Here is a 22,080-nt window from a genome sequence, read left to right as displayed (position 1 = left end):
GTCCCGACCGCGTGCGCATGGCCACGCGACGGAGGTCACGGGAGATCAGCGTCACGGTAGGTACCGTCGAGGGGTGCCCCTTCCCCGCTCGCTCGCCTCCGCCGCGCTCGCGCTGGCCGTCCTGGCGCCCACCGTCGCCGCCTGCAGCGAGGGTTCGGACCGCCCGCCGGCGTCGGCGCGTCCTGCCGCAGCGACCACGCGCACCGGCGCGGCGACCGCTCCGCCGGGCCACGTCCTGGCGATCTCGGTCGACGGGCTCGGCAGCGCCGCCATCGAGCAACTCGGCCCCGACCGCTCGCCCACGCTGCACCGGCTGCTGGCCCGGGGCGCGGGCACGCTCAACGCCCGGACCGAGGTCGAGCAGACCGTGACGCTGCCCAACCACGCGAGCATGATGACCGGACGCCGCATCGACGCCGCTCGCGGCGGCCACGGTGTCACCTGGGACGACGACCGGCGCGGCACCACCGTCGAGGAGGCCGCGGGCCACGAGGTCGACTCGATCTTCACCACCGTGCACGCCGCCGGCGGCAGCACGGCGCTCTACACGACCAAGGCGAAGTTCGGCCTCTACGACCGGTCCTGGCCGACAGCCGTGGACCTGTTCCGGGTGCGGGAGAACCAGCGCCGGCTGACCGCCATGGCCCGCGCCGACCTCGCCGACGGCGCACCCACGTTCACGTTCCTGCACGTCTCGCTGCCCGATCGCTTCGGACACCAGTACGGCGGGCTGTCCGCGGAGTACCTCGGCGCCGTCGAGCGCACCGACGCCCAGCTCGCCTCCGTCGTCCGTGCGGCGAGGCGCGCCGGCGCGGTCGTGGTGCTCACCGCCGACCACGGCTTCGCCTCCGGCGTCACGGACCACTCGGGACGGCGGGACATCGAGAACTACCGCATCCCGTTCCTGGTCTGGGGCGCGGGCGTCGACGCCGGCGACCTCTACGCGATGAACCCGGACTTCGCCGACCCGGGCACGACACGGCCGTCGTACGCCGGGCGGCAGCCGGTGCGCAACGGCGACGTCGCCAACCTCGCCGCCAGCCTGCTCGGGCTGGACGCGGTGCCGGGCAGCGGGATCGACGCCGACCAGCACCTGACCGTCGAGAACTGATCAGTCGAACAACCTGGGCTGCGGCGGGCCGAGGGAGGGGTCGACGCCGTCGAAGAGGCTGCTCACCGACTCACCGGCGTGGATGCGCTCGATCGCCTGCGCGAACAGGTCGGCGATCGTGCGGACGCCGAGCTCGGGCCAGCCCGCCGGCGGTGGCACCGTGTCGGTGGTGACCACCTCGGTGATCATCGGGTGCTCGCGCAGCCGCTCGATGGCCTTGCCGACGAACAGTCCGTGGGTGCAGGCGACCGCCGCCTCGGTGCACCCCTGCTCGGCCAGCCGGTCGAGCAGCTCCACGATGGACCCACCGGTCGCGATCTCGTCGTCCAGCACGATCGCCTTGCGGCCGGCGACGTCGCCCACGATCGCGTCGATCACGACCTGGTCGTCGGCGAGCCGCTTCTTGCTGCCGGCGGCCACCGGCACGCCGAGGAGCCGGGCGAACTGGCTGGCGGTCTTGGCGTTGCCGAAGTCGGGCGAGACCACGACCGTGGTCGCCGGGTCCGCGCCCTGGAAGTGGTCGGCGAGGACCCCGAGCGCCGTCAGGTGGTCGACCGGCACCGAGAAGAACGCGTGCACCTGCGGCGCGTGCAGGGTCATCGTGATCACCCGGTCGACCCCGGCCGCGACCAGCAGATCGGCGACGAGACGCCCGCCGATCGAGAGGCGCGAGGCGTCCTTCTTGTCCGAGCGCGCGTAGGCGTAGTACGGGATCACCGCGGTGATCTGCGCCGCCGACGCGCCTCGGGCGGCATCGACCATCAGCAGCAGCTCCATGAGGTGCTCCTGGGTCGGCGGCGAGAGCGGCTGCACGATGTAGACGTCGCGCTGGCGACAGTTCTCCTGCAGCTGGGCCTGGAGGCAGTCGTTGCTGAAGCGGGTCAGCTCGACCGACGAGAGCGGCACGCCGAGGCCCTGACAGATGGCGGTCGCGAGCGACCGGTGGGCGCTGCCGCTGAACACGACGATCTCGCGCAAGGTGCTGCTCCTCAGCCTGGGCCGTCGCGCACACCGTAGCCCCTCGCACGCCCCGCCGGGAGACCGATCCCCGAATCGCGCCCCCTGCCCCCTCGCCCTGCCCCGCTCACGGGGTCACAATCGGTCCATGGACGCCGAGGAGGAGCTCCGGCTGCTGCAGCAGCGCATGGACAACGCCCAGGCGCTGGCGAACATGGGCGACTACGACTGGCACATCCCCACCGACACCAACCGGTGGTCCGACCAGCTCTACCGCATCTACGGGCACGAGCCGCAGTCGTTCAACGCGACCTACGAGCGGTTCTTGTCCTTCATCCACCCCGACGACCGCGAGCGCATCCAGGCCATCCACCAGCACGCCTACACGACCGGTGAGCCGTACGAGATGATCGAGCGGGTCGTGCGACCCGACGGCGAGGTGCGCTACCTGCACTCCAACGGCCAGGTGATCATGGGCGCCGACGGCTCACCCGAGCGGATGCGCGGCACCTGCGTGGACGTGACCGACCAGGTGCTCGCCGAGCGCGAGCGCGAGGCCGCGGCCGCGCGCCTGGGCGAGGTGCGGCTGCGCCGGCGCCAGGCCGCCGAGATCAACGACAACGTCGTGCAGGGCGTCACCGCGGCGATGTACGCCCTCGAGCTCGACGACGCCGAGAGCGCCCTGACCTACCTCACGCGCACCCTGGAGTCGGCGCGGACGATGATGAACGACCTGATCGAGCCGCTGGGCGAGGACGAGCTCGAGGCCGGCGACCTGGTGCGGGCCCAGCCGGCGACGCTGGACGGGGCGTGAGTGGGTCCCGCCAGCTCCGCCGGCGGGCTCTGGGCGGCATCAGTCGTTCAATTGTTGGGTTGAGCACCGGTGACCGACGAGTAACCGGTGCCGAACTCAACAATTGAACGGAACGACCCGCCCGCTAGGCCCAGAGCTGGCCCTCGAGCCGGCCCTCGGCCTCGTCGACGGTGCCCTCGTAGGCGCCGGTGGAGAGGTACTTCCAGCCGCCGTCACACACGACGAACGCGATGTCGGCCCTCTCCCCGGCCTTGACCGCCTTGGCGGCCTGTCCGAGCGCGGCGTGCAGGATCGCACCGGTCGAGATGCCCGCGAAGATGCCCTCGAGCTCGAGCAGCTCGCGCACCCGGCGTACGGCGTCGCGCGGACCGACCGAGAAGCGGCTGTCGATCAGGTCGGCGTCGTACAGCTCGGGCACGAAGCCCTCGTCGAGGTTGCGCAGCCCGTAGACGAGCTCGCCGTAGCGCGGCTCGGCGGCGACGATCCGCACGTCGGGCTTGGCCGCGCGGAAGAACCGCGAGACGCCCATGAGCGTGCCGGTGGTGCCGAGCCCTGCCACGAAGTGGGTGATCGAGGGCAGGTCGGCGAGCAGCTCGGGTCCGGTGCCCTGCTCGTGCGCGAGCGCGTTGGCGGCGTTGCCGTACTGGTAGAGCATCACCCAGTCGGGGTGCTCGTCGGCGACCCGCTTGGCGACCCGCACGGCCTCGTTCGACCCACCCGCGGCCGGGGAGGAGATGATCTCCGCACCCCACGTGCGCAGCAGCTGGCGGCGCTCCTCGGAGGTGTTCTCGGGCATCACGCACACGATGCGGTAGCCCTTGAGCTTGGCCGCCATCGCCAGCGAGATGCCGGTGTTGCCCGACGTCGGCTCGAGGATCGTGCAGCCGGGACGGAGCGTGCCGTCCTTCTCGGCCTCCTCGATCATCTTCAGGGCCGGGCGGTCCTTGATCGAGCCGGTCGGGTTGCGGTCCTCGAGCTTGGCCCAGAGGCGTACGTCGGCGCCTCCCCGGTCGAACTGGGCGGACAGCCGGGGCAGCCCGACGAGCGGCGTACCGCCGACCGACGCGAGGAGGTTGTCGTAGCGGGTCATGAGAGGAAGCGCTCCGGGTCGAAGTCGGCGAGCGGGATGATCCGGACCCGGGGCAGCGGCTGGGTGAACGCGCGGACGTCGTCCTCCAGGTCGTAGAGCGGCAGGCCGAGCGCCGTCAGCTGGGTGCTCATGAACTCGCGGAACCCGATCAGACCAACCCGGCGATGGCCGTCGATCAGCCCGGCGAGACTCTGGACGAAGTCCGCGTCGTGGCTGACCAGGAGGACGTCGGCATCGTCGTGGTCGACCAGGGCGTCGAGCGTGCGCTGGATGCCGATGTCGACGACCTTCTCGTCCGCCGAGCCGGCCAGCGGCACCGGCCGGTAGTCCATCGCCAGCAGCGCCTGGACGAAGGGGTGCGGGAAGTGGCCGCCCGAGGCGTTGAGGAAGAACAGGCCGGTCGCGCGCTGGTCGAGGACCTGCTCGGCGAAGGCCGTCACCCGCTCCCAGCGCGGCCGCTCCTCAGGCGCCGGGCGGCGGCCGAGGACGGAGTTGCCGAGGGTCGCGTCGACGTTCTCACCGTCGACGAGGACGAAGGTGCGACGCTCGGGCATCAGCTCTTCCGGTTCAGGCTCGGCTCAGCGGGCGCCGCCGGCGACCGCCGGCAGCACGACGACCTGGTCGCCGTCGCTGAGCTCGGCGTCCAGACCACCGATGAACCGGACGTCCTCGTCGTTGACGTAGACGTTCACGAACCGGCGCAGGTCGCCGTTCTCGACGAGACGGTCCTTGATGCCGGGGTGGTTGGTCTCCAGGTCGTCGATCAGCGCGGTCAGGCTGGCGCCCTCGGCGGTGACGGCCTTCTCGCCGCCGGTGTAGGTGCGCAGGATGGTCGGGATCCGGACCTCGATGGCCATGGGTAGTGCTCCTCAGTTGCTCGGGGGCAGTTCGTCGACCACGGTGACCTCTTCCTCGGTCACCTCGCCGTCGACGATCCTGTAGGACCTGAACTCCACGGGGCCGTCGTTATTCCCCCCGTCGGTGAAGCTGTCGCGGGTGCTGACCAGCACGTAGTGCGCGTTGGGCTCGCTCGCCAGGCCGATGTCGGTGCGGCTCGGGTAGGCCTCGGTGGCGGTGTGCGAGTGGTAGACGACGACCGGCTCCTCGCCGTTGGCGTCCATCTCCTTGTAGAGCTGGAACAGGTCGGTGGAGTCGAACTCGTAGAACGTCGGCGACCCAGCGGCGTTGACCATCTCGACGAACCGCTCCGGACGGTCGCTCCCCTCGGGGCCCGCAACGACGCCGCAGGCCTCGTCCGGGTGGTCGCGCAGGGCGTGCGCGACGATGGCGTCGTACGTCGCTCGGGCGATGGTCAGCACCGCTCCAGCGTAGGTGCTCAGCGTCGGAACCTCGCCGCGGTCTCACCGGCGAGGACGTCGTCGATCCGCTCGCGCAGCCAGTCGCTCATCGGAGGCAGCCCGGGGACGGGCCACCACCGCACGTCGGTGTTCTCGTCGTCGGCGACCCGCGCCTCGCCCGACACCCACGTGCAGGCGAAGGTGAGGTCCAGGTAGACCCCCAGGTCGCCGTTGCCGTGCACCACCTGGGGGCTCGCGCCGACCGAGGCCAGCCGGTCGACGCTCACCACGACGCCGGTCTCCTCCAACGCCTCGCGAGCCGCACCGATCGCCGGCTCCTCCCCCGGGTCGAGGATCCCGGTCACCGGGGCCCACTCGTCGTTGTCGGCACGGCGGGTCAGCAGCACCTCGGGTCCGGCCGGCCCCTCGCGCAGCACGACGGCGGTCACGGCCGGCAGCCACAGCTCGGTGGTGCCGACCAGCCGGCGCAGCTCGGCGACGAACGGTGGGATGGGCATGGGGGCGTGCTCCTCGGCTGGTGGGACGGTCGAGTGGTCAGGCGCTGAGCGCGTGGACGAGGGTCTCCTGCAGGTAGCCGACCCACTCGTAGATGTCGTGCGCCTGGGCCCGCGGGTCCTCGTCGGGCAGCGACTGCCAGTAGCCCTCGTCGCCCTCCTCGACACCCAGGCGGGTGGCGAGCGCCAGCCGCAGGTCGGTGAAGGAGCGCATCCAGGTCTCGGCCGTCGGCTCGTCCAGCTCGACGTCGATCATCAGGCCGTCCCCGGTGAGCTCCGGCGGCAGCCCGGCGTCCTCGAGCCCGTCGATGATCGCGACCGCGGCCGCCGCCTTCCCGTCGCGCAGGGTCCCCTCGGTGAACCGGCGGAACTCCGAGGCAGCCTCCTCGTCGTCCGGGTAGGCGGTCGGGAACAGCCGCGCCAGCACCGGGTCCTCGGGCGGCTGCGTCGGGCCCGAGAAGTCCATCATCGCCTCGAACGGGTCGAGGTCGTCGCGCGGGACCGCGGCCTCGTTGCGCAGCAGCTCGACGAGCTGGCCGGCCAGCGAGCGCAGCAGGTCGGCCTCGAAACCGGTGAAGTTCGCGATGATCAGCCTGCTGCGGCGGTGGCGGTGGAAGCCGCTCACGGTCGTCTCACCAGGGTCATGTCGGGGCGCTCACTCCTGCTTGTCCATCGTGGCCCACAGGCCGTACTCGTGCATCGCCTGCACGTCGCGCTCCATCTCCTCGCGAGTGCCCGAGCTGACCACCGACTTGCCGTCCTCGTGGACCTCCATCATCAGCTTCTCCGCCACCTTGCGTGAGTAGCCGAAGTACTTCTGGAACACGTAGGTCACGTAGGACATCAGGTTGACCGGGTCGTTCCACACGATGGTCACCCAGGGCTTGGCGGTCTGGGTGATCTCGTCGGGCGTGAGAGTCGGCTCGACCTCGACCGGGGCTGACACGCCCCCATGTTGGCACACTGGGGTTCGTGTCCCTCGCACCCTCGACCGCCCTCCTGACCGACCACTACGAGCTGACGATGCTCCAGGCCGCCCTGCGATCCGGCACCGCGCACCGGCGCTCGGTGTTCGAGCTGTTCGCGCGGCGGCTGCCCGAGGGCCGGCGGTACGGCGTGGTGGCCGGCGTCGGGCGTGCCCTGGACGCGTTGGAGCGGTTCCGGTTCGGCGAGGCCGAGCTGGCCGTGCTCGAGGACGTCGTGGACGCACCGACGCTGGAGTGGCTGGCGTCGTACCGCTTCTCCGGTGACATCTGGGGCTACGCGGAGGGCGACGCGTACTTCCCCTACTCCCCCGTCGTGATCGTCGAGTCGACGTTCGCCGAGGCGGTGCTGCTCGAGACGCTGCTCCTCTCGATCTACAACCACGACTCCGCGATCGCCTCGGCCGCGTCGCGGATGACGATGGTCGCGCGCGGCCGCCCGTGCATCGAGATGGGCTCGCGCCGCACCCACGAGGAGGCGGCCGTCGCGGCCGCGCGCGCGGCGTACGTCGCGGGGTTCGCGACCACCTCCAACCTCGCCGCACGGCAGCGGTACGGCGTGCCGAGCGCGGGCACGAGCGCCCACAGCTTCACGCTGCTGCACGACTCCGAGGCCGACGCCTTTCGCGCCCAGGTGACGTCGCTGGGCACCGGCACGACGCTCCTGGTCGACACCTACGACGTCACCGAGGCCGTGCGCCTGGGCGTCGAGATCGCCGGGACCGGGCTCGGGGCGGTCCGCCTCGACTCGGGCGACCTCGGCGCGCTCGCCCACGAGGTCCGCGCCCAGCTCGACGGGCTCGGCGCCACCGAGACCCGGATCATCGTGACCAGCGACCTCGACGAGTACGCGATCGCCGCCCTGGCGTCGGCCCCCGTCGACGGCTACGGCGTCGGCACCGAGCTGGTCACCGGCAGCGGCCACCCGACCTCGAGCTTCGTCTACAAGCTCGTGGCCCACGCCGACGGTGCCGACGGGGCGGGCGAGATGGTGTCGGTGGCCAAGCGGAGCGTCGACAAGGCGTCCGTGGGCGGCCGCAAGTACGCCCTGCGACGCCGCTCCGCCGGCGGCGTCGCGCAGGCCGAGGTCGTCGGCATCGGGACCGCCCCCACTGACGACGGCGACGACCGTCCGCTGCTGGTGCCGCTCGTGCGCGGCGGCGAGGTGGTCGGTCGCGAGTCGCTCGAGGACGCCCGCGCCCGGCACGAGGCCGCGCGCGGCGAGCTGCCCCTGGCCGCTCAGCAGATGTCGCGCGGCGAGCCGGTCATCCCGACCCTGCACCTCTGAGCACCGCGAGCTGGCCGGCGAGCGACGGCGCCGTCGGCAGGACGCTCAGCAGCGTGGCCTGGTAGGCGTGGTAGACGTCCGGCTTGCCCGACCAGACGCCGGCGGTCGGCCGGTTGGCCGGGTCCAGCTCGTGGTGCCAGCTCCCGGCCCGGGGGACGTGGTCGACGAAGTGTCGGTCCGCGAAGTCCCACCAGTCGCGCTCGAGGTCGGCGTACCGCCGCTCGCCCGTACGCCGGGCCAGGGTCGCCGCGGCCGCGATCGCCTCGGCCTGCACCCAGTGCATGCGGTCGCGCACCACCGGACGGTCGTGCCAGTCGGTCGTGTAGACGAACCCGGGCGCTCCGTCGGCGGCCCAGCCGATCTCGACCGCGCGGTCGAAGAGCGCCCGGGCGTCGTCGAGGAGCCAGGCGGGCGCGTCGTCGAGAGCGACCTCGATCTGCAGCAGCAGGCGTGACCACTCCAGCAGGTGGCCGGGTGTGACGCCGTAGGGCCGGAACTGGTCGTCCGGCCGGTCGACGTTGTAGTCCGGCAGCGGCGTCCAGCGCTCGTCGAAGTGCTCGGGGAGCCGATGCCCGTGGGCGCCGGCGACCTCGTGGACCAGGTGCTCCGCGATCCCCAGCCCGACCCGGTGCCAGCGCGGCTCTCGCAGCACGTCGCCGAGCGCCAGGACGGCCTCGACCGTGTGCATGCTGCTGTTGGCGCCGCGGTAGGCCTCCGGCACGGCGAGGTCGCGGGGATAGCCGTCGACGACCCGCCCGGCCTCGTCGAGGAAGGAGCGCTCGAACACCTCGACCGCGTCCTCGAGCAGCTCCGGGGCGCCCGGGACCCCGGCGGCCACGGCGCTGCTGGCGGCCAGGGCGACGAAGGCGTGGTCGTACGCCAGCTTGCCCGTGCCCTCCGGCGCTCCCGAGCGGCTGACCGATCCGAGCCATCCGGGATGCTCCGGGTCGCGGAGCGGTCCGGCGGCGAGCGACCGGGTGCCGATCTCTGCCAGCTCCAGGGCGTCGGGCTCCCCGCGGAGCGCGGCGAGCGCGAAGACGTGGGTCATCCGCGCGGTGATCCAGGTGTGGACGGGGAGCCGGGGGTCCACGGCGCCGTCGTCGTCGAGCCAGCCGAAGCCCAGGCCCGGCAGTGCGCTGTGACGGGCGAAGGCCAGCAGCCTCCGCCCCTCGGCCTCGGTGTCCATCAGAGGTCCATCACGATCCATCAGAGGTCCATCACAGCCCGCGAGCGCGGGACGGAGTACGCACGGCCCCACGCTATCCGGCGCGGGCCGTCCGCCCCTGCCCACCTGGCACCGCTCGGTGACAGACTCGCGGGCATGAGCGATACCACGCGGGCCCTGATCGTCGTCGACGTCCAGAACGACTTCTGCGAGGGCGGCTCCCTGCCCGTCGAGGGCGGCGCCCGGGTGGCCGCGGACATCTCCGACCTCGTGCACACCTGGACCGCCGGCGGCCCCGAGGCACCCGACTTCGCCCACGTCGTCGCGACCAAGGATCACCACGTCGATCCCGGATCCCACTGGGCGCGCGAGCCCGACTACCGCGACTCGTGGCCGGTGCACTGCCGGGTGGGGACCGACGGAGAGGCCTTCCACCCCAACCTGGACCCGCAGCCCTTCCACGCGATCTTCCTCAAGGGGGAGCACGAGGCGGCGTACTCCGGCTTCCAGGGGCGCACGCTCGACGGCGTGGGGCTGGCCGACTGGCTGCGTGAGCACCACGTGACCGCGGTGGACGTCTGCGGCATCGCCACCGACTACTGCGTGCGGCAGACGGCGCTCGACGCCGCGCGCGAGGGGTTCGCCACGCGCGTCCTCACCGACCTGTGCGCAGGTGTCGCGCCGGAGACCACGGCCGCCGCCCTCGACGAGCTGCGGGCCGCCGGGGTGGACGTTGCCTGACCTCCGCGTCGAGGCCGCCGACGGGGTGCTGCGGCTGACGTTCGACCGCCCCGCGATGCTCAACGCCCTCACCGGCGAGATGGCCGACGAGCTCGCGTCGGCGGTCGAGTCCGCGACCGGCCGCGACGACGTCCGCGCGATCGTCGTCGCCGGTGAGGGCGCGGCGTTCTGCGCCGGCGCGGACATCTCCGGCGCCGACGCTCACGAGAACTTCGACGTCACCGCCCTCGACCGGGCCAACCGGATCGTGCGGGCGATCACGACCTCCCCCGTCCCGGTCGTGGCGTCCGTCGGCGGGGTCGCCGCCGGGGTGGGCTGCTCCATCGCCCTCGCCGCCGACCTCACGGTCGCCACGCACTCCGCGTCGTTCCTGCTCGCGTTCTCGCGGATCGGCCTGATGCCCGACGGCGGCGCCTCCGCGACCGTCGCCGCCGCGGTCGGCCGGGCCCGCGCGATGCGGATGGCGCTGCTCGGCGAGCCGCTCTCCGGCACCGACGCGTACGACGCCGGGCTGGTCACCCACCTGGTGCCGGACGACGAGCTGACGACGTACGTCGACTCGCTCGCCAGCCGGCTCGCCGCCGGTCCCCCGCTCGCGCTGGCCGCCACCAAGAAGGCCGTCAACGCGGCCACCCTCCCTCACCTCGACGCCGCCCTCGAGCGCGAGCGCAGCGGACAGGCGGTGCTCCTGCGCACCTCGGACGCCGCCGAGGGCATGCGTGCCTTCTCCGAGCGCCGGCGACCGGTGTTCCGCGGCGACTAGCGCCGTCCGCGGTCCTTCCGGGCCGGGGCGTGCCGGTGCCTGCGGATGGGTACGGGCCCACCCGCACGCTTGACGACCGCCGAGGACCACGGAGGGATCAGCATGGCGCCGCAGACGATCGCCGGCCGCTACGAGGTCGAGCGACCCGTCGGTCACGGTGGCATGGGCACGGTGTGGCTGTGCCGCGACACCCGGCTGAACCGTGAGGTCGCCGTCAAGCAGGTCGGCACGCTCCCCGGCGAGACCACACCCGACCTCGCGCGGGCGCTGCGCGAGGCGCGGTCCTCGGCCGCGCTCAACCACCCGCACGTGGTCTCGATCTACGACGTCATCGAGGACGACGACCAGCTCTGGCTGGTGATGGAGTACGTGCCCTCGCGCACCCTCGCGGAGATCATCGCGGCCGAGGGTGCGCTCACGCCCGAGCGAGCGGCCCGGATCGGGGCCCAGGTCGCCGAGGGCCTCGCCGCGGCCCACGCCCTGGGCACCATGCACCGCGACGTCAAGCCGGGCAACGTCCTGGTCACCGATGACGACACCGCCAAGATCAGCGACTTCGGCATCGCGCGCGCCCACGGCGAGGACCAGCTGACCCGCACCGGGCTGGTGACCGGCACCCCGGCGTACTTCGCCCCGGAGCTGGCTCGCGGCGAGGACCCGACTCCGGCCGCGGACACCTGGGCCCTCGGGGCGACGCTGTTCGCCGCCGTCGAAGGCCACCCGCCCTACCCCGACGAGCGCAACGCGATCCTCCTGCTCTCCACGATCGCCTCGACACCGCCACCGGTGCCCCAGCGCGCGGGCGCCCTCACCGAGCCGATCGCGCGGATGCTGGACCCCGACCCCTCCGCGCGCTGGACCATGGCCGACGCCGCCCACGTCCTGCGGCGCCTGGAGGGCGCCGGGGCCGCGGCGCCGACCCGCGAGGCGACGACCGCCTTCGCCGGCACGGTGGCTCCCACCGCGCCGGTCGCGGACGCCGGGCGCGCCGACACCGACACCCATGCCGACACCGAGGCCGACGGCGTGATCGTCGTACCGCCGCCACGGGAGCGGCGCCGCCGACGCGGTGGGCTGCTGGCCGCCGGGCTCGTCGCGCTGCTCGTGCTGGTCCTCGCCGTGGGCTACCAGCTCCTGCGCGACCCGGCGACCGACGAACCGGCCGCCGGCCGCAGCTCCGACGGCTCCGCGGCGAGGTCCGGGAGCGACCGGGGCTCCGACCCGGGCGCGGAGGACAAGGCGCCGGAGAGCACGCGGCCATCGAGCTCGGGCTCCGACCCCGCCGCGTCGCCGTCCGAGCCGGCACCGGTGTCCGGCACCGACGCCGAGCAGTTCGTCCGCGGCTACTACGCGGCGTTGCCGGAGGACACGCAGGCGGGCTGGGACTCGCTGTCGCCCGCGTTCCAGGACCGGATCGGCAGCTATGGGGACTACGACGGCTTCTGGTCGACGGTCTCGAGCGTCGAGGTGGGCGAGACGACCGCGGCCGGTCGCGACGCCGTCGACGTCGCCTTGACCTACACCAACCAGGACGGCCAGGTCGACGAGGAGGTGCGTCGGCTCTTCCTCACCCGCGACGGCGACCGGTACCTCGTCGACGACGACGAGGTCGTGGGCTGAGGCAGCACCGCGCGGGGCCGCCACCACTGGCGACCCCGCGCGGCGGGCGTTCAGGGACTCAGCTCACCGTGATCGGCTGACCACCGGAGACCAGCCGCCAGTCGACGGAGGCGAACGCGGCCGGGTCGATGGTGCCGTGGGCGGTGACCCAGTCGATGAGGAGCTGACGGATCTCGTTCTGGCGGTTGTAGACGACCGGAGCGGTGGAGACGGCCGGGAAGCCGCCGCCGCCGGACTGCCGGTAGTTGTTGACCGCCATCGCGAACTGGTCGGTGTCCTTGACCGGCTTGCCGTCGTAGGCGAGGCCGACGATCCGCGAGCCGACCGGCTGGGAGATGTCGATGTCGTAGGTCAGGGGCGCGTCGAGACCGGCGATCGCGTCGTAGTTGTAGTCGGGCGTGCCGTTCGGCGCGGTCGGGGTCACCGCGTTGGTGACCTGGGCCATCGTGAACGGGCCGGTGCCGGTGACCTGCTTGAAGTAGCGGGCGGACCACTCGAGGTACGCCTTCACGTCGGCACCCGACACCTGCACGCCGAGCAGCGTGTTGTCGTAGATGTAGAGGCCCGCGACGTCGCGCACCGAGACCTCCCCCGAGGGGAAGGACGCCGAGCGGTTGAACGGCGCGGCGATCGACAGCACCGGGAGCGAAGCGGCCGCACCGGTGATCCCGGCCTTGACCGCGTCGGCCTGGACGTAGTTGACGAAGTCGATGATCGGGACGTCCTCGACGACGGCGCGCGCCGCGGACAGCGCGGCCTTCGAGGTGCCGACCGGGCTGTTGACGTAGTCCACGACGGTGTCGTGCTGCTCCTGGACCGCCGCGGCGACGGCCGGGTGGGCGTCGACGGTGTTGGAGTTCAGCAGCTGCGAGCCCGAGCCGACCAGCTCCCACTTCTGCCTGCCCTGCTTGGTGTAGGACTCGCGCACGACGAAGTCCATGACCGCGAGCCGCATGCCCCAGTAGTAGGGCTCGCACAGCAGCACCTGCTTGCCGGTGTGGATGTTGCGCACGAAGCGCTGGTCGATCTCCTTGTGCGCGTGGCCGACGAGGATCGCGTCGATGCCGGGCACGTTCGCGGCCACCAGCGAGGCGGCGTTCTCGGGGAACGGCAGCGCGTCGCCGTACGAGGAGGAGGTGTCGGCACCGGAGTGTGCCGAGACGATCACGATGTCGCAGCCCTTGCGCCGCATCTCGGGCACGTACTTCCGGGCCTGCTGCACCAGGCCCGGGAACTCCATCTTGCCCTCGACGTTGGCCTTGTCCCAGATCGCGATGCCCGGGTTGGTCAGGCCGAGCACGCCCACCGTCAGCATGCGGCCGCGGCCGACCTTGTAGCGCTTGATGAGGTACGGCGGGAACGCCGGGAGCCCCGTCGCGGGGTCGACGGCGTTGGCGCCCAGCAGCGGGAAGTCCAGCTGGCCCTCGAAGGTGCGCAGCAGGTCGAGCCCGTAGTTGAACTCGTGGTTGCCCAGGGCGGCCGCGTCGTACCCGACGAGGTTCATCGCCTTGGCCATCGGGTGCACGGAACCCTCGGTGATCGGCTTGATCCGCGCGTAGTAGTAGGCGAGCGGGGTGCCCTGGATGGTGTCGCCGGCGTCGAGCGTCAGGATCGGCTCGCCCTTGCGCTCAGCGCGCATGGCCTCGATGAGCGTCGCCACCTTCGCGATGCCGATGTCGTCGTGGGCGGAGTTGTCGAACTCCTTGTTCTTGAAGTAGTCCCAGTTGTAGACGTTGCCGTGCAGGTCGGTCGTGCCCAGCACGGTCAGGCGCACGCGTCTGCCGGGCTTGCTGGGGTTGTACTCCACGGCCTCGGCGGGAGAGACGAATCCGGAAGCCGCGAGGGCGGCACCTCCGGTGACTCCACCTGCGATGACGGCACGACGTGACGGCATGGGTTGTGACACGAAATCCTCCTGTGAAAGGGGTGCTCCTCAGGAGGTTCTACCACCGGCGGACGTCAGCCGCCCCACCGTTCGGCCAACGCCTCGATCACAGTCAGGTTGCGGTTGGTGGCGACGCCCAGGTGCCTCTCGATGACGGCGTTCGTCAGCCTCGCCTCGTGGTAGTTCTCGCCCAGCAGCAGGTGGACCGCCCGCCCGGACACCTTCGCCACCTCGCCGGCGGCGCCGAGCCCCTCGACCCGGGCCACGGCCTCTGCCGACGGCTCCTCCTTGAGCAACGAGACGTAGTGCCGACCGTCGTGGCCGAAGGCGGCGGCGCGCTGCGCGATCTGGGTCAGCTCCGCGGGGGTGAACACGATCGTGGGCACCTCGAAACCCCGGTCGGCGAGGAACGCCGTCTCCAACGCCGACTCGATTCGCCGCCGCGAGCGGAGGATCGTGGCGAACCGGACGTTGCCGGTGTTGATGTAGGTCTCGACGTCGCTGCACCCGGCGCGCTCGACCGCGGCCACGATGTCGTCCTTGGGGAACTTCCGCTTCGCGCCCAGGTTGATGGCACGGAGGAAGCCGACGTAGGTCCGAGTCGATGCCGCCACCCGCCGCATGATGCCGGGGTGAGGCGGCTCACGTCGAGATATATAGGTTTCCTATGTAAAGTCGCGCGATGTGTCCCCTGACCTCCACGGGCCCGACGTGCAGGACCTGGCCAGCGACCTGGTCGTGCACGCCGCCCGCCTCGTCCGCGCCGTGCGCCGGGAGCTGGAGCTGCCCGCCGGCACCCGCGTGATCTCGCTGCTCGACGAGCACGGCCCGCTCGGCATCGGCCAGCTGGCCGCGGCCGACCGCTGCTCCCAGCCGACGATGTCGGCGTCCGTCGCGCAGCTCGTCGAGCGCGGCTGGGTGACCAAGGCACCGCACCCCGACGACGCCCGCAGCAGCCTCGTCTCGCTGACCGACGCCGGCCGCGCCGAGCTGGCCGTCGTACGCCGTCGCCACGGCGAGCGCATCGCCGCCCTCGTCGCGGAGCACCCCACCCTGACCCCGGAGGACCTCGCCACGGCCGTCGCCGTGCTGCGCGGCGTCCTCGAGAAAGGCAACGCCTCGTGAACTCCCCTTCCCAGCAGAGCTTCCTCAAGCAACCTCGGGCCGTCTGGGCGGTCGCCTTCGCCTGCGTGATCGCGTTCATGGGGATCGGGCTGGTCGACCCGATCCTCAAGGAGATCGCGGCCAAGCTCGACGCCACGCCGAGCCAGGTCTCGCTGCTGTTCACCAGCTACATGGCGATCATGGGCATCTCGATGCTCGTGACCGGGGTCGTCTCCAGCCGGATCGGCCCCAAGCGCACCCTGCTCGCCGGGCTGGTGCTCATCATCGTCTTCGCCGGCCTGGCCGGCGGCTCGGGCTCGGTGGGCGCGGTCATCGGGTTCCGCGCCGGCTGGGGCCTGGGCAACGCGCTGTTCGTCGCGACCGCGCTGTCCACGATCGTCAGCGCCTCGAAGGGCTCGGTGGCGCAGGCCATCATCTTGTTCGAGGCCGCCCTCGGTCTCGGCATCGCGTCGGGTCCGCTCCTCGGCGGCCTCCTCGGCGAACGGTCCTGGCGCGGGCCGTTCTTCGGCGTCTCGGCGCTGATGACGATCGCGCTGGTCGCGACCGCGCTCTTCCTTCCCGCGACACCACCGGCCGGCCGGCGTACGTCGCTGGCCGACCCGTTCCGCGCCCTGCGGCACCCGGCACTGCTCCTGCTCGGCATCGTCGCGATCTTCTACAACCTCGGGTTCTTCACCCTGCTGGCCGCGGGCCCGTTCGCCCTGCCGGGCTTCGACATCATGGAGATCGGCTGGACGTTCTTCGGCTGGGGCCTGCTGCTCGCGCTCACCTCGGTGTGGGGCGCGCCGGTGCTCCAGCGCCGCTTCGGCACGATGCCGACCCTGACCTCGGTCCTGGCGCTGTTCGCGGCCGACCTCGCCGTGATGGCGGTGCTGGCCGAGCACCAGGCGGTCGTGGCGACCGGCATCGTGCTCGCCGGGGCGTTCATCGGCGTGAACAACACACTGGTGACCGAGGCCGTGATGGGCGCGGCGCCGGTGGAGAGACCGGTCGCGTCCGCGGCGTACTCGTTCCTCCGCTTCACCGGCGGCGCCGTGGGACCGTACGTCGCGCTCAAGCTCGCCGAGCACGTCGACGTCCACGCGCCGTTCTGGTTCGGCGCCGCGGCGGTGACGATCGGGGTCGTGGTGGTGACCCTCGGCACGCCGACCATCCGGCGCGCGCTCGGCACCGAGGCACCCGCCGCCGAGGCGGAGGCTCAGGCCGAGCTGCTGGGCGACCTGACCTGAGGACCGCGGCTACCGATGGGTCGTGTGCCTGAGCACGCGCCATGGCGCGTGCTCAGGCACACGAGTCGATCACAGATTGCCGCGGCGCTCCTGCTCGCGCTCGATCGCCTCGAAGAGCGCCTTGAAGTTGCCCTTGCCGAAGCCCAGCGAGCCGTGCCGCTCGATCAGCTCGAAGAACACCGTCGGCCGGTCGCCGAGCGGCTTGGTGAAGATCTGCAGCAGGTAGCCGTCCTCGTCGCGGTCCACGAGGATCCCCCGCCTCTGCAGCTCCTCGATCGGCACCCGCACGTTGCCGATGCGCGCCCGCAGCTCGGGGTCCTCGTAGTAGGAGTCGGGCGTCGAGAGGAACTCCACGCCGTTGGCGCGCAGCGCGTCGACGGAGGCCAGGATGTCGTTGGTCGCGACCGCCAGGTGCTGGGCGCCGGCGCCGCGGTAGAACTCGAGGTACTCGTCGATCTGCGACTTCCTCTTGGCGATCGCCGGCTCGTTCAGCGGGAACTTCACGCGGTGGTTGCCCGACGCGACGACCTTCGACATCAGCGCCGAGTAGTCGGTCGCGATGTCGTCGCCGATGAACTCGGCCATGTTCGTGAAGCCCATGACCCGGTTGTAGAAGTCGACCCACTCGTCCATGTGCCCGAGCTCGACGTTGCCGACGATGTGGTCGAGCGCCTGGAACAGCCGCTTCGGCTGGCCGGGACGCTTCTCCCAGGTGCTCTCCTTGGCCACGTAGCCCGGCAGGTAGGGGCCCTCGTAGCGGCTGCGGTCGACGAGGGTGTGGATGGTCTCGCCGTACGTCGCGATCGCGGCGATCCGGACCGTGCCGTGCTCGTCGCTCAGGTCCTCGGGCTCGCGGACGACGGTGGCGCCGGCGCTGCGGGCCTGGGCGATGCACCGGTCGACGTCGGGCACCTCCAGGGCGATGTCGACGACGCCGTCGCCGTGCCGGCGGTGGTGGTCGGCCAGGGCGCTGTCGGGGTCGACGGCTCCGTTGACGACGAACTTGATCGAGCCCAAGCGCAGGACGAAGGACTTGTGGTCGCGGTTGCCGTTCTCGGGACCCGAGTAGGCGACCAGGTCCATCCCCCACGCCGACTGGTAGTAGTGCGCGGCCTGCGTGGCGTTGCCGACGACGAAGACGATCGCGTCCCAGCCGGTCACCGGGAAGACGTCGCCCTCCGCGTCGTACTCCACGAGTCCGACCAGCTCCTTGAGCTGCTCGAGGGTCAGGTCGGCCTTGAGCTCGTCGGGTGTCAGCGTCATGGGCGCAGCGTGGTCGGCATCACACAGGATGTGCAAGGCTAAGCCGACACGCTGGACAATATGCACACTCGGAGGCGACACCATGGATCGGCTCGACAGCAGATTGATCGACCTGTTCTCCGAGCAGCCCCGCGTCGGCGTCCTCGAGGCCTCGCGCCGGCTCGGCGTCGCCCGCGGCACCGTGCAGGCCCGGCTGGACAAGCTCGCCGCCGCCGGGGTGATCACCGGGTGGGGGCCTGAGCTCTCCCCCGAGGCGCTGGGGTTCCCGGTGACGGCCTTCTTGACGCTGGAGATCCGGCAGGGCACCCGGACCGGCGGGCACGACGCGGTGGGCGAGCACCTCGCCTCGATCGCGGAGGTGCTCGAGGTGCACACCATCACCGGCGCCGGCGACCTGTGGGCACGGGTGGTCGCGCGGTCCAACGCGGACCTGCAGCGCGTCATCGACCGGGTGCTGGAGTCGCCCACGATCGTGCGCTCCTCCACGGTGATCGCGCTGGCGACCCAGGTCCCCTACCGGGTCCTTCCCCTCGCCCGAACTCTCAAGTAACAACGTGCGCGGCCGATCAGTCAGGGGAGGACTGGCGACGTCCACCGTCGGTCCCATCTCCCCCGAGACCGAGGACCCGACCCATGAAGAAGCTCGTGCACCGCATCGACGACCTGCGGATCGGCGTGCGCCTCGCCGCCGTCTTCGCCGTCTGCGGACTGTTGATCGCTGCGGCGTTCGCACTGGACATCAAGACCCGGCACGACGCCGCCGACCTGCAGGACCAGCTCGACCGGGCGTACGCCGGTCAGCAGATCGGTGACGAACTCCTGATCGCCATCAACGACATCACCGGCTGGCAGGGCCTCTACCTCGCCGATGCGGCGGCCTACGGCCTGAAGGCGGACTTCTGGGAGAAGGACTACAACATCCAGGGCTTCGCCGACTCCGAGGCCGGGATCAAGGACCTCTTCGCGACCATGGACCGCTCGATGCTGACGGCCGAGGAGGCCGCGGTCATCGCCGAGGCCGAGGGCAACTTCGACCAGTTCTTCGCCGAGGACGTCAAGCTGCGCGACCAGCTGCACACTCGGGGGCTCGCCGCACTGCCGGCCGTGATGGACAGCATCAACGGCGGGGCCGCCGGGGAGTCGTGGTCGGCGACGTACGACGCGTACAGCCGCTTCCACGACCTCATCGACAAGCGCGTGGAGAAGCTGCAGAAGGACCAGGACGCCCGACTCGCCGCCGGGGAGCGGCTCGCCTACATCACCCTCGCGCTCGCCGCGCTCGCCGCCGTGGTGCTGCTGGTCGCGGTCACCCGGTCCACGGTGGTCCCGCTGCGCACGATGGTCGACCAGCTGCGCAAGGTCGCGGCCGGCCGGCTCGACGTGCGCTCGGCCCTCGACCGCGGCGACGAGGTGGGGCAGATGTCGGCCGCCCTCGACGGCGCACTGGACGCCATCACGGACTCGCTGCGCCAGATGGGTGCCAACGCCGACGACCTCACCGCCGCATCCGCCCGCCTCACCGCGGTCTCCACCCAGATGTCCGGCACCGCCACCGACGCCGCCACCCAGACCCAGCTCGTCGCCACCGCCGCCGACCAGGTCTCCCACAACGTCCAGACCGTCGCCGCCGGCACCGAGCAGATGTCCGCCTCCATCCGCGAGATCGCCCACAACGCCACCGACGCCGCCTCCGTCGCCGGCCGCGCCGTCGAAGCCGCCGAAGCCACCACCGCCACCGTCGCCAAGCTCGGCGAGTCCTCCTCCGAGGTCGGCAACGTCATCAAGGTCATCAACTCCATCGCCGAGCAGACCAACCTCCTCGCCCTCAACGCCACCATCGAGGCCGCCCGCGCCGGCGAGGCCGGCAAGGGCTTCGCCGTGGTCGCCAACGAGGTCAAGGAGCTCGCTCAAGAGACCGCCCGCGCCACCGAGGACATCAGCCGCCGCATCGAAGCCATCCAGACCGACACCGGCGCCGCCGTCGAGGCCATCAGCGAGATCTCCACCATCATCGCCCAGATCAGCGACACCCAGACCACCATCGCCTCCGCCGTCGAGGAACAGACCGCCACCACCAACGAGATGTCCCGCAACGTCACCGAAGCCGCCACCGGCTCCACCGACATCGCCCACACCATCACCGGCGTCGCCCAAGCCGTCGCCGAGACCACCACCGCCGCCGCCACCACCAGCCAAGCCGCCGAAGACCTCGCCGGCATGGCCACCGACATGCAGACCCTCGTCAACAGGTTCACCTACTAGGGCCTGCAGGCCGCCACGGAACGGCCACCGGCCCGGTGGGGGGAGAGCGGCCCGGCTCAGGTGAGCCGGGCCGCGACCTCGGCAGCGGCGCGGCAGACGAGCGGCCCGATGGCCTCGGCGTCCACGTCGCCACCGAGGGTCACGATGCCGACGCTCGCCTCGAGCCCGTCCACGCCACGCACCGGCGCGGCCAGCCCACGAGCACCCGCCTGGAGCTCCCCCACCGTGACGGCGTACGGCGCCGGGTCGTTGCTCCGGCCGAGCAGGATGGCCTTGCCGGCGGCCCCCTGGGCGAGCGGGTGGCGCGAGCCGACCCGGTAGCTCACGTGGAAGTCGGTCCACGAAGGTTCGACGACCGCGAGCGCGAGCGCCTCCTCGCCGTCGGCCACCGTCAGGTGGGCGGTGCAACCGACGGCCTCGGCGAGCTCACGCAGCACGGGCACGGCGAGGTCGCGCAGCACCGGCTGCACTGCAGAGGCCAGGTGCAGCACGCCCAGGCCGACGTGCAGCCGGCCGCGCTGGTCACGACGCACGAGTGCGTGCTGCTCGAGCGTGCTGACGAGCCGGTAGACGACCGTGCGGTTGACCTCGAGCCGGCCCGCGAGCTCGGTCACCGTGAGACCGTCGGTCGAGCTCGCGAGGACGTCGAGGACGCGGAGACCACGGTCGAGCGTCTGCGAGGTCTCGGCGGCCACGCTCTGAGTCTAGGGACGTCAGGACGTCTTGCGCAGCGCCCACTCGCGCAGCTTGTCGATGCGCGCGTGGAGCTGGTCGGCGGTGGCGACCGCGGCGGCGGGGCCGCCGCACTCCTTGCGGAGCGCGGCATGGGTGATGCCATGGGCCTGGCCGGTGCGGTGGTGCCAGGCGGCCACGAGACCGTTGAGCTCTCGACGCAGCGTGGCCAGGTGCTCGTGCGTGGAGACCTCCGCCACGGAGTCGCCCCGGTCGGGCTCGGGCGTCGACGCCTTCTGCTTGCGCGCCCGCTCGCTCTGCCGGGTCTGGAGCAGCTCGCGCACCTGGTGGGGCTCGAGGAGCCCCGGGATGCCGAGGAAGTCCATCTCCTCCTCGGAGCCGACATGCACCTCGCCGGAATGGCCGAACTCGCCACCGTCGAAGAGCACCCGGTCGAACCGGGCCTCGGACCCCAGGGCCTCCCACGACCCCTCGAGGTCGTCGGACGCGCCCTCCCCGGCGTTCGCCTGCGCGAGCAGGTCGTTCTCCGCCGCGAAGATGTCGCCCTCGTCGGTGATCCGCCGACCCAGCACGTGGTCGCGCTCGACCTCCATCTCGGAGGCGAACCCCAGCAGGCTCGGCACCGACGGCAGGAACACCGAGGCCGTCTCGCCACGGCTGCGGGCACGGACGAAGCGGCCCACGGCCTGGGCGAAGAACAGCGGGGTGGACGTGGTGGTGGCGTAGACCCCGACGGCGAGCCGTGGCACGTCGACGCCCTCGGACACCATCCGCACCGCGACCATCCAGCGCCGGTCGCTCTCGGTGAACTGCGCGATCTTCTTCGACGCCAGCTTCTCGTCGGAGAGCACGACCGTGGCCGACTCGCCGCTGATCTGCTTGAGCAGCTTGGCGTAGGCGCGCGCCGAGTCCTGGTCGGTGGCGATGACCAGGCCACCGGCGTCGGGGACGTGCCGGCGTACCTCCGTCAGGCGGCTGTCGGCCGCCTGGAGGACCGAGGGCATCCAGGACCCGCTCGGGTCGAGAGCCGTGCGCAGCGCCTGCGCGGTGAGGTCCTTGGTCAGCGGCTCGCCGAGCCGCGCGGCGATCTCGTCGCCGGCCCGCGTGCGCCACTGCATCTCGCCGGAGTAGGCCATGAACAGCACCGGCCGCACGACGTGGTCGGCCAGGGCGTGGGCGTAGCCGTAGGTGAAGTCGGCCACCGAGCGCGGCACGCCGTCGGGCCCGGGCGCGTAGGTGACGAACGGGATCGGGTTGATGTCGGAGCGGAACGGCGTG

General features: G+C 71.9%; 24 protein-coding genes. 10 read left to right on the top strand and 14 right to left on the bottom strand.

Features of this window, described 5'->3' with window-relative positions; all coding sequences use genetic code 11:
* The first annotated feature begins 73 nt into the window (after nucleotides 1–73).
* Entirely contained in the window at nucleotides 74–1,111 is a 1,038-nt protein-coding gene (locus tag Q0L15_RS09115; protein WP_296603794.1) for an alkaline phosphatase family protein, read from the top strand.
* Here Q0L15_RS09115 and Q0L15_RS09110 read toward each other — a convergent pair whose 3' ends face one another.
* A complete protein-coding gene (locus tag Q0L15_RS09110) occupies nucleotides 1,112–2,089 on the bottom strand; it encodes a ribose-phosphate diphosphokinase (protein WP_296603793.1) in 978 nt (325 codons plus the stop codon).
* Nucleotides 2,090–2,216: 127 nt separating this feature from the next.
* Between Q0L15_RS09110 and Q0L15_RS09105 the strand changes: the two genes are divergently transcribed.
* Nucleotides 2,217–2,882: a PAS domain-containing protein gene (locus Q0L15_RS09105; protein ID WP_296603791.1), complete on the top strand. Its 666-nt coding sequence runs from the start codon at nucleotides 2,217–2,219 to the stop codon at nucleotides 2,880–2,882.
* A gap of 124 nt (nucleotides 2,883–3,006) precedes the next feature.
* Here the strand turns inward: Q0L15_RS09105 and Q0L15_RS09100 are convergent, their stop codons facing one another.
* The 7 genes from Q0L15_RS09100 to clpS are packed head-to-tail and all read right to left on the bottom strand — an operon-like array spanning nucleotide 3,007 to nucleotide 6,731.
* Nucleotides 3,007–3,972: a PLP-dependent cysteine synthase family protein gene (locus Q0L15_RS09100; RefSeq protein ID WP_296603789.1), complete on the bottom strand. Its 966-nt coding sequence runs from the start codon at nucleotides 3,970–3,972 to the stop codon at nucleotides 3,007–3,009.
* Nucleotides 3,969–4,526, bottom strand: a complete 558-nt coding sequence (locus Q0L15_RS09095) for an NYN domain-containing protein (protein WP_296603788.1) — start codon at nucleotides 4,524–4,526, stop codon at nucleotides 3,969–3,971. Before Q0L15_RS09095 ends, Q0L15_RS09100 begins: the two co-directional genes overlap by 4 nt.
* 24 nt (nucleotides 4,527–4,550) lie before the next feature.
* Entirely contained in the window at nucleotides 4,551–4,829 is a 279-nt protein-coding gene (locus tag Q0L15_RS09090) for a MoaD family protein (protein ID WP_296603786.1), read from the bottom strand.
* Between the two features lie 12 nt (nucleotides 4,830–4,841).
* The gene (locus Q0L15_RS09085; protein WP_296603785.1) at nucleotides 4,842–5,291 is read right to left on the bottom strand and encodes a M67 family metallopeptidase; all 450 of its coding nucleotides are present in this window, start codon (nucleotides 5,289–5,291) and stop codon (nucleotides 4,842–4,844) included.
* Nucleotides 5,292–5,308: 17 nt separating this feature from the next.
* Complete coding sequence (locus tag Q0L15_RS09080; protein WP_296603784.1) at nucleotides 5,309–5,788, bottom strand: NUDIX domain-containing protein; 480 nt, start codon at nucleotides 5,786–5,788, stop codon at nucleotides 5,309–5,311.
* Nucleotides 5,789–5,825: 37 nt separating this feature from the next.
* On the bottom strand, nucleotides 5,826–6,410 hold the full coding sequence (locus Q0L15_RS09075) for a DUF2017 domain-containing protein (RefSeq protein ID WP_296603782.1): 585 nt from the start codon (nucleotides 6,408–6,410) through the stop codon (nucleotides 5,826–5,828).
* A 30-nt stretch (nucleotides 6,411–6,440) separates the two neighbouring features.
* Entirely contained in the window at nucleotides 6,441–6,731 is a 291-nt protein-coding gene (gene clpS, locus Q0L15_RS09070) for an ATP-dependent Clp protease adapter ClpS (protein WP_296603781.1), read from the bottom strand.
* Nucleotides 6,732–6,748: 17 nt separating this feature from the next.
* On the opposite strand from clpS, the gene Q0L15_RS09065 reads away from it, so the two are divergent.
* Nucleotides 6,749–8,056 (top strand): nicotinate phosphoribosyltransferase, encoded by a 1,308-nt coding sequence (locus tag Q0L15_RS09065; protein WP_296603817.1) that lies wholly within the window; start codon nucleotides 6,749–6,751, stop codon nucleotides 8,054–8,056.
* On the opposite strand, the gene Q0L15_RS09060 is transcribed toward Q0L15_RS09065, so the two are convergent.
* A complete protein-coding gene (locus Q0L15_RS09060; protein ID WP_296603779.1) occupies nucleotides 8,034–9,242 on the bottom strand; it encodes an AGE family epimerase/isomerase in 1,209 nt (402 codons plus the stop codon). The genes Q0L15_RS09065 and Q0L15_RS09060 overlap by 23 nt on opposite strands.
* A 135-nt stretch (nucleotides 9,243–9,377) precedes the next feature.
* Here Q0L15_RS09060 and Q0L15_RS09055 point away from each other — a divergent pair, with 135 nt between their 5' ends.
* From Q0L15_RS09055 to Q0L15_RS09045, 3 genes are all read left to right on the top strand, one after another.
* On the top strand, nucleotides 9,378–9,962 hold the full coding sequence (locus Q0L15_RS09055) for an isochorismatase family protein (protein ID WP_296603778.1): 585 nt from the start codon (nucleotides 9,378–9,380) through the stop codon (nucleotides 9,960–9,962).
* Complete coding sequence (locus Q0L15_RS09050) at nucleotides 9,955–10,725, top strand: enoyl-CoA hydratase-related protein (protein ID WP_296603777.1); 771 nt, start codon at nucleotides 9,955–9,957, stop codon at nucleotides 10,723–10,725. The genes Q0L15_RS09055 and Q0L15_RS09050 overlap by 8 nt, the downstream gene beginning before the upstream one ends.
* Before the next feature lie 102 nt (nucleotides 10,726–10,827).
* Nucleotides 10,828–12,345 (top strand): serine/threonine-protein kinase, encoded by a 1,518-nt coding sequence (locus tag Q0L15_RS09045; protein WP_296603776.1) that lies wholly within the window; start codon nucleotides 10,828–10,830, stop codon nucleotides 12,343–12,345.
* A 58-nt stretch (nucleotides 12,346–12,403) separates the two neighbouring features.
* On the opposite strand, the gene Q0L15_RS09040 is transcribed toward Q0L15_RS09045, so the two are convergent.
* Both Q0L15_RS09040 and Q0L15_RS09035 read right to left on the bottom strand, forming a co-directional pair.
* Nucleotides 12,404–14,251 (bottom strand): 5'-nucleotidase C-terminal domain-containing protein, encoded by a 1,848-nt coding sequence (locus Q0L15_RS09040; RefSeq protein WP_296603775.1) that lies wholly within the window; start codon nucleotides 14,249–14,251, stop codon nucleotides 12,404–12,406.
* A gap of 53 nt (nucleotides 14,252–14,304) precedes the next feature.
* Nucleotides 14,305–14,853 carry a DUF1697 domain-containing protein gene (locus Q0L15_RS09035; protein WP_296603774.1) on the bottom strand — a complete coding sequence of 183 codons (549 nt, stop codon included), beginning with the start codon at nucleotides 14,851–14,853 and terminating at the stop codon, nucleotides 14,305–14,307.
* 61 nt (nucleotides 14,854–14,914) lie between these two features.
* Between Q0L15_RS09035 and Q0L15_RS09030 the strand changes: the two genes are divergently transcribed.
* Both Q0L15_RS09030 and Q0L15_RS09025 read left to right on the top strand, forming a co-directional pair.
* Nucleotides 14,915–15,355, top strand: a complete 441-nt coding sequence (locus tag Q0L15_RS09030; RefSeq protein WP_296603772.1) for a MarR family transcriptional regulator — start codon at nucleotides 14,915–14,917, stop codon at nucleotides 15,353–15,355.
* Nucleotides 15,352–16,584, top strand: coding sequence for an MFS transporter (locus tag Q0L15_RS09025; RefSeq protein WP_296603771.1), 1,233 nt, complete (start codon nucleotides 15,352–15,354; stop codon nucleotides 16,582–16,584). The genes Q0L15_RS09030 and Q0L15_RS09025 overlap by 4 nt, the downstream gene beginning before the upstream one ends.
* A gap of 69 nt (nucleotides 16,585–16,653) precedes the next feature.
* Here Q0L15_RS09025 and hppD read toward each other — a convergent pair whose 3' ends face one another.
* A complete protein-coding gene (hppD, locus tag Q0L15_RS09020) occupies nucleotides 16,654–17,847 on the bottom strand; it encodes a 4-hydroxyphenylpyruvate dioxygenase (RefSeq protein WP_296603770.1) in 1,194 nt (397 codons plus the stop codon).
* Nucleotides 17,848–17,929: 82 nt separating this feature from the next.
* On the opposite strand from hppD, the gene Q0L15_RS09015 reads away from it, so the two are divergent.
* Together Q0L15_RS09015 and Q0L15_RS09010 are read left to right on the top strand one after the other, a co-directional pair.
* Nucleotides 17,930–18,397 carry an Lrp/AsnC family transcriptional regulator gene (locus tag Q0L15_RS09015; RefSeq protein WP_296603769.1) on the top strand — a complete coding sequence of 156 codons (468 nt, stop codon included), beginning with the start codon at nucleotides 17,930–17,932 and terminating at the stop codon, nucleotides 18,395–18,397.
* Between the two features lie 83 nt (nucleotides 18,398–18,480).
* A complete protein-coding gene (locus Q0L15_RS09010; protein ID WP_296603768.1) occupies nucleotides 18,481–20,109 on the top strand; it encodes a methyl-accepting chemotaxis protein in 1,629 nt (542 codons plus the stop codon).
* Between the two features lie 56 nt (nucleotides 20,110–20,165).
* Here the strand turns inward: Q0L15_RS09010 and Q0L15_RS09005 are convergent, their stop codons facing one another.
* Both Q0L15_RS09005 and Q0L15_RS09000 read right to left on the bottom strand, forming a co-directional pair.
* Complete coding sequence (locus tag Q0L15_RS09005) at nucleotides 20,166–20,804, bottom strand: helix-turn-helix domain-containing protein (RefSeq protein WP_296603767.1); 639 nt, start codon at nucleotides 20,802–20,804, stop codon at nucleotides 20,166–20,168.
* Nucleotides 20,805–20,822: 18 nt separating this feature from the next.
* Nucleotides 20,823–22,080, bottom strand: a 1,258-nt coding sequence (locus Q0L15_RS09000) for an ATP-dependent helicase (RefSeq protein ID WP_296603765.1), incomplete at its 5' end; no start/stop codon positions are given.

It is taken from the genome of Nocardioides sp., assembly GCF_024509035.1.
GTDB lineage: Bacteria > Actinomycetota > Actinomycetes > Propionibacteriales > Nocardioidaceae > Nocardioides.
This window is presented reverse-complemented; position numbering and strand designations above follow the sequence as displayed.

Coding starts and splice junctions, on each gene's coding strand:
- Q0L15_RS09105 (WP_296603791.1), top strand. CDS start 2,217: ATGGACGCCGAGGAGGAGCTCCGGCTGCTGCAGCAGCGCATGGACAAC.
- Q0L15_RS09100 (WP_296603789.1), bottom strand. CDS start 3,972: ATGACCCGCTACGACAACCTCCTCGCGTCGGTCGGCGGTACGCCGCTC.
- Q0L15_RS09095 (WP_296603788.1), bottom strand. CDS start 4,526: ATGCCCGAGCGTCGCACCTTCGTCCTCGTCGACGGTGAGAACGTCGAC.
- Q0L15_RS09090 (WP_296603786.1), bottom strand. CDS start 4,829: ATGGCCATCGAGGTCCGGATCCCGACCATCCTGCGCACCTACACCGGC.
- Q0L15_RS09080 (WP_296603784.1), bottom strand. CDS start 5,788: ATGCCCATCCCACCGTTCGTCGCCGAGCTGCGCCGGCTGGTCGGCACC.
- Q0L15_RS09060 (WP_296603779.1), bottom strand. CDS start 9,242: ATGGACACCGAGGCCGAGGGGCGGAGGCTGCTGGCCTTCGCCCGTCAC.
- Q0L15_RS09055 (WP_296603778.1), top strand. CDS start 9,378: ATGAGCGATACCACGCGGGCCCTGATCGTCGTCGACGTCCAGAACGAC.
- Q0L15_RS09045 (WP_296603776.1), top strand. CDS start 10,828: ATGGCGCCGCAGACGATCGCCGGCCGCTACGAGGTCGAGCGACCCGTC.
- Q0L15_RS09035 (WP_296603774.1), bottom strand. CDS start 14,853: ATGCGGCGGGTGGCGGCATCGACTCGGACCTACGTCGGCTTCCTCCGT.
- hppD (WP_296603770.1), bottom strand. CDS start 17,847: ATGACGCTGACACCCGACGAGCTCAAGGCCGACCTGACCCTCGAGCAG.
- Q0L15_RS09015 (WP_296603769.1), top strand. CDS start 17,930: ATGGATCGGCTCGACAGCAGATTGATCGACCTGTTCTCCGAGCAGCCC.
- Q0L15_RS09010 (WP_296603768.1), top strand. CDS start 18,481: ATGAAGAAGCTCGTGCACCGCATCGACGACCTGCGGATCGGCGTGCGC.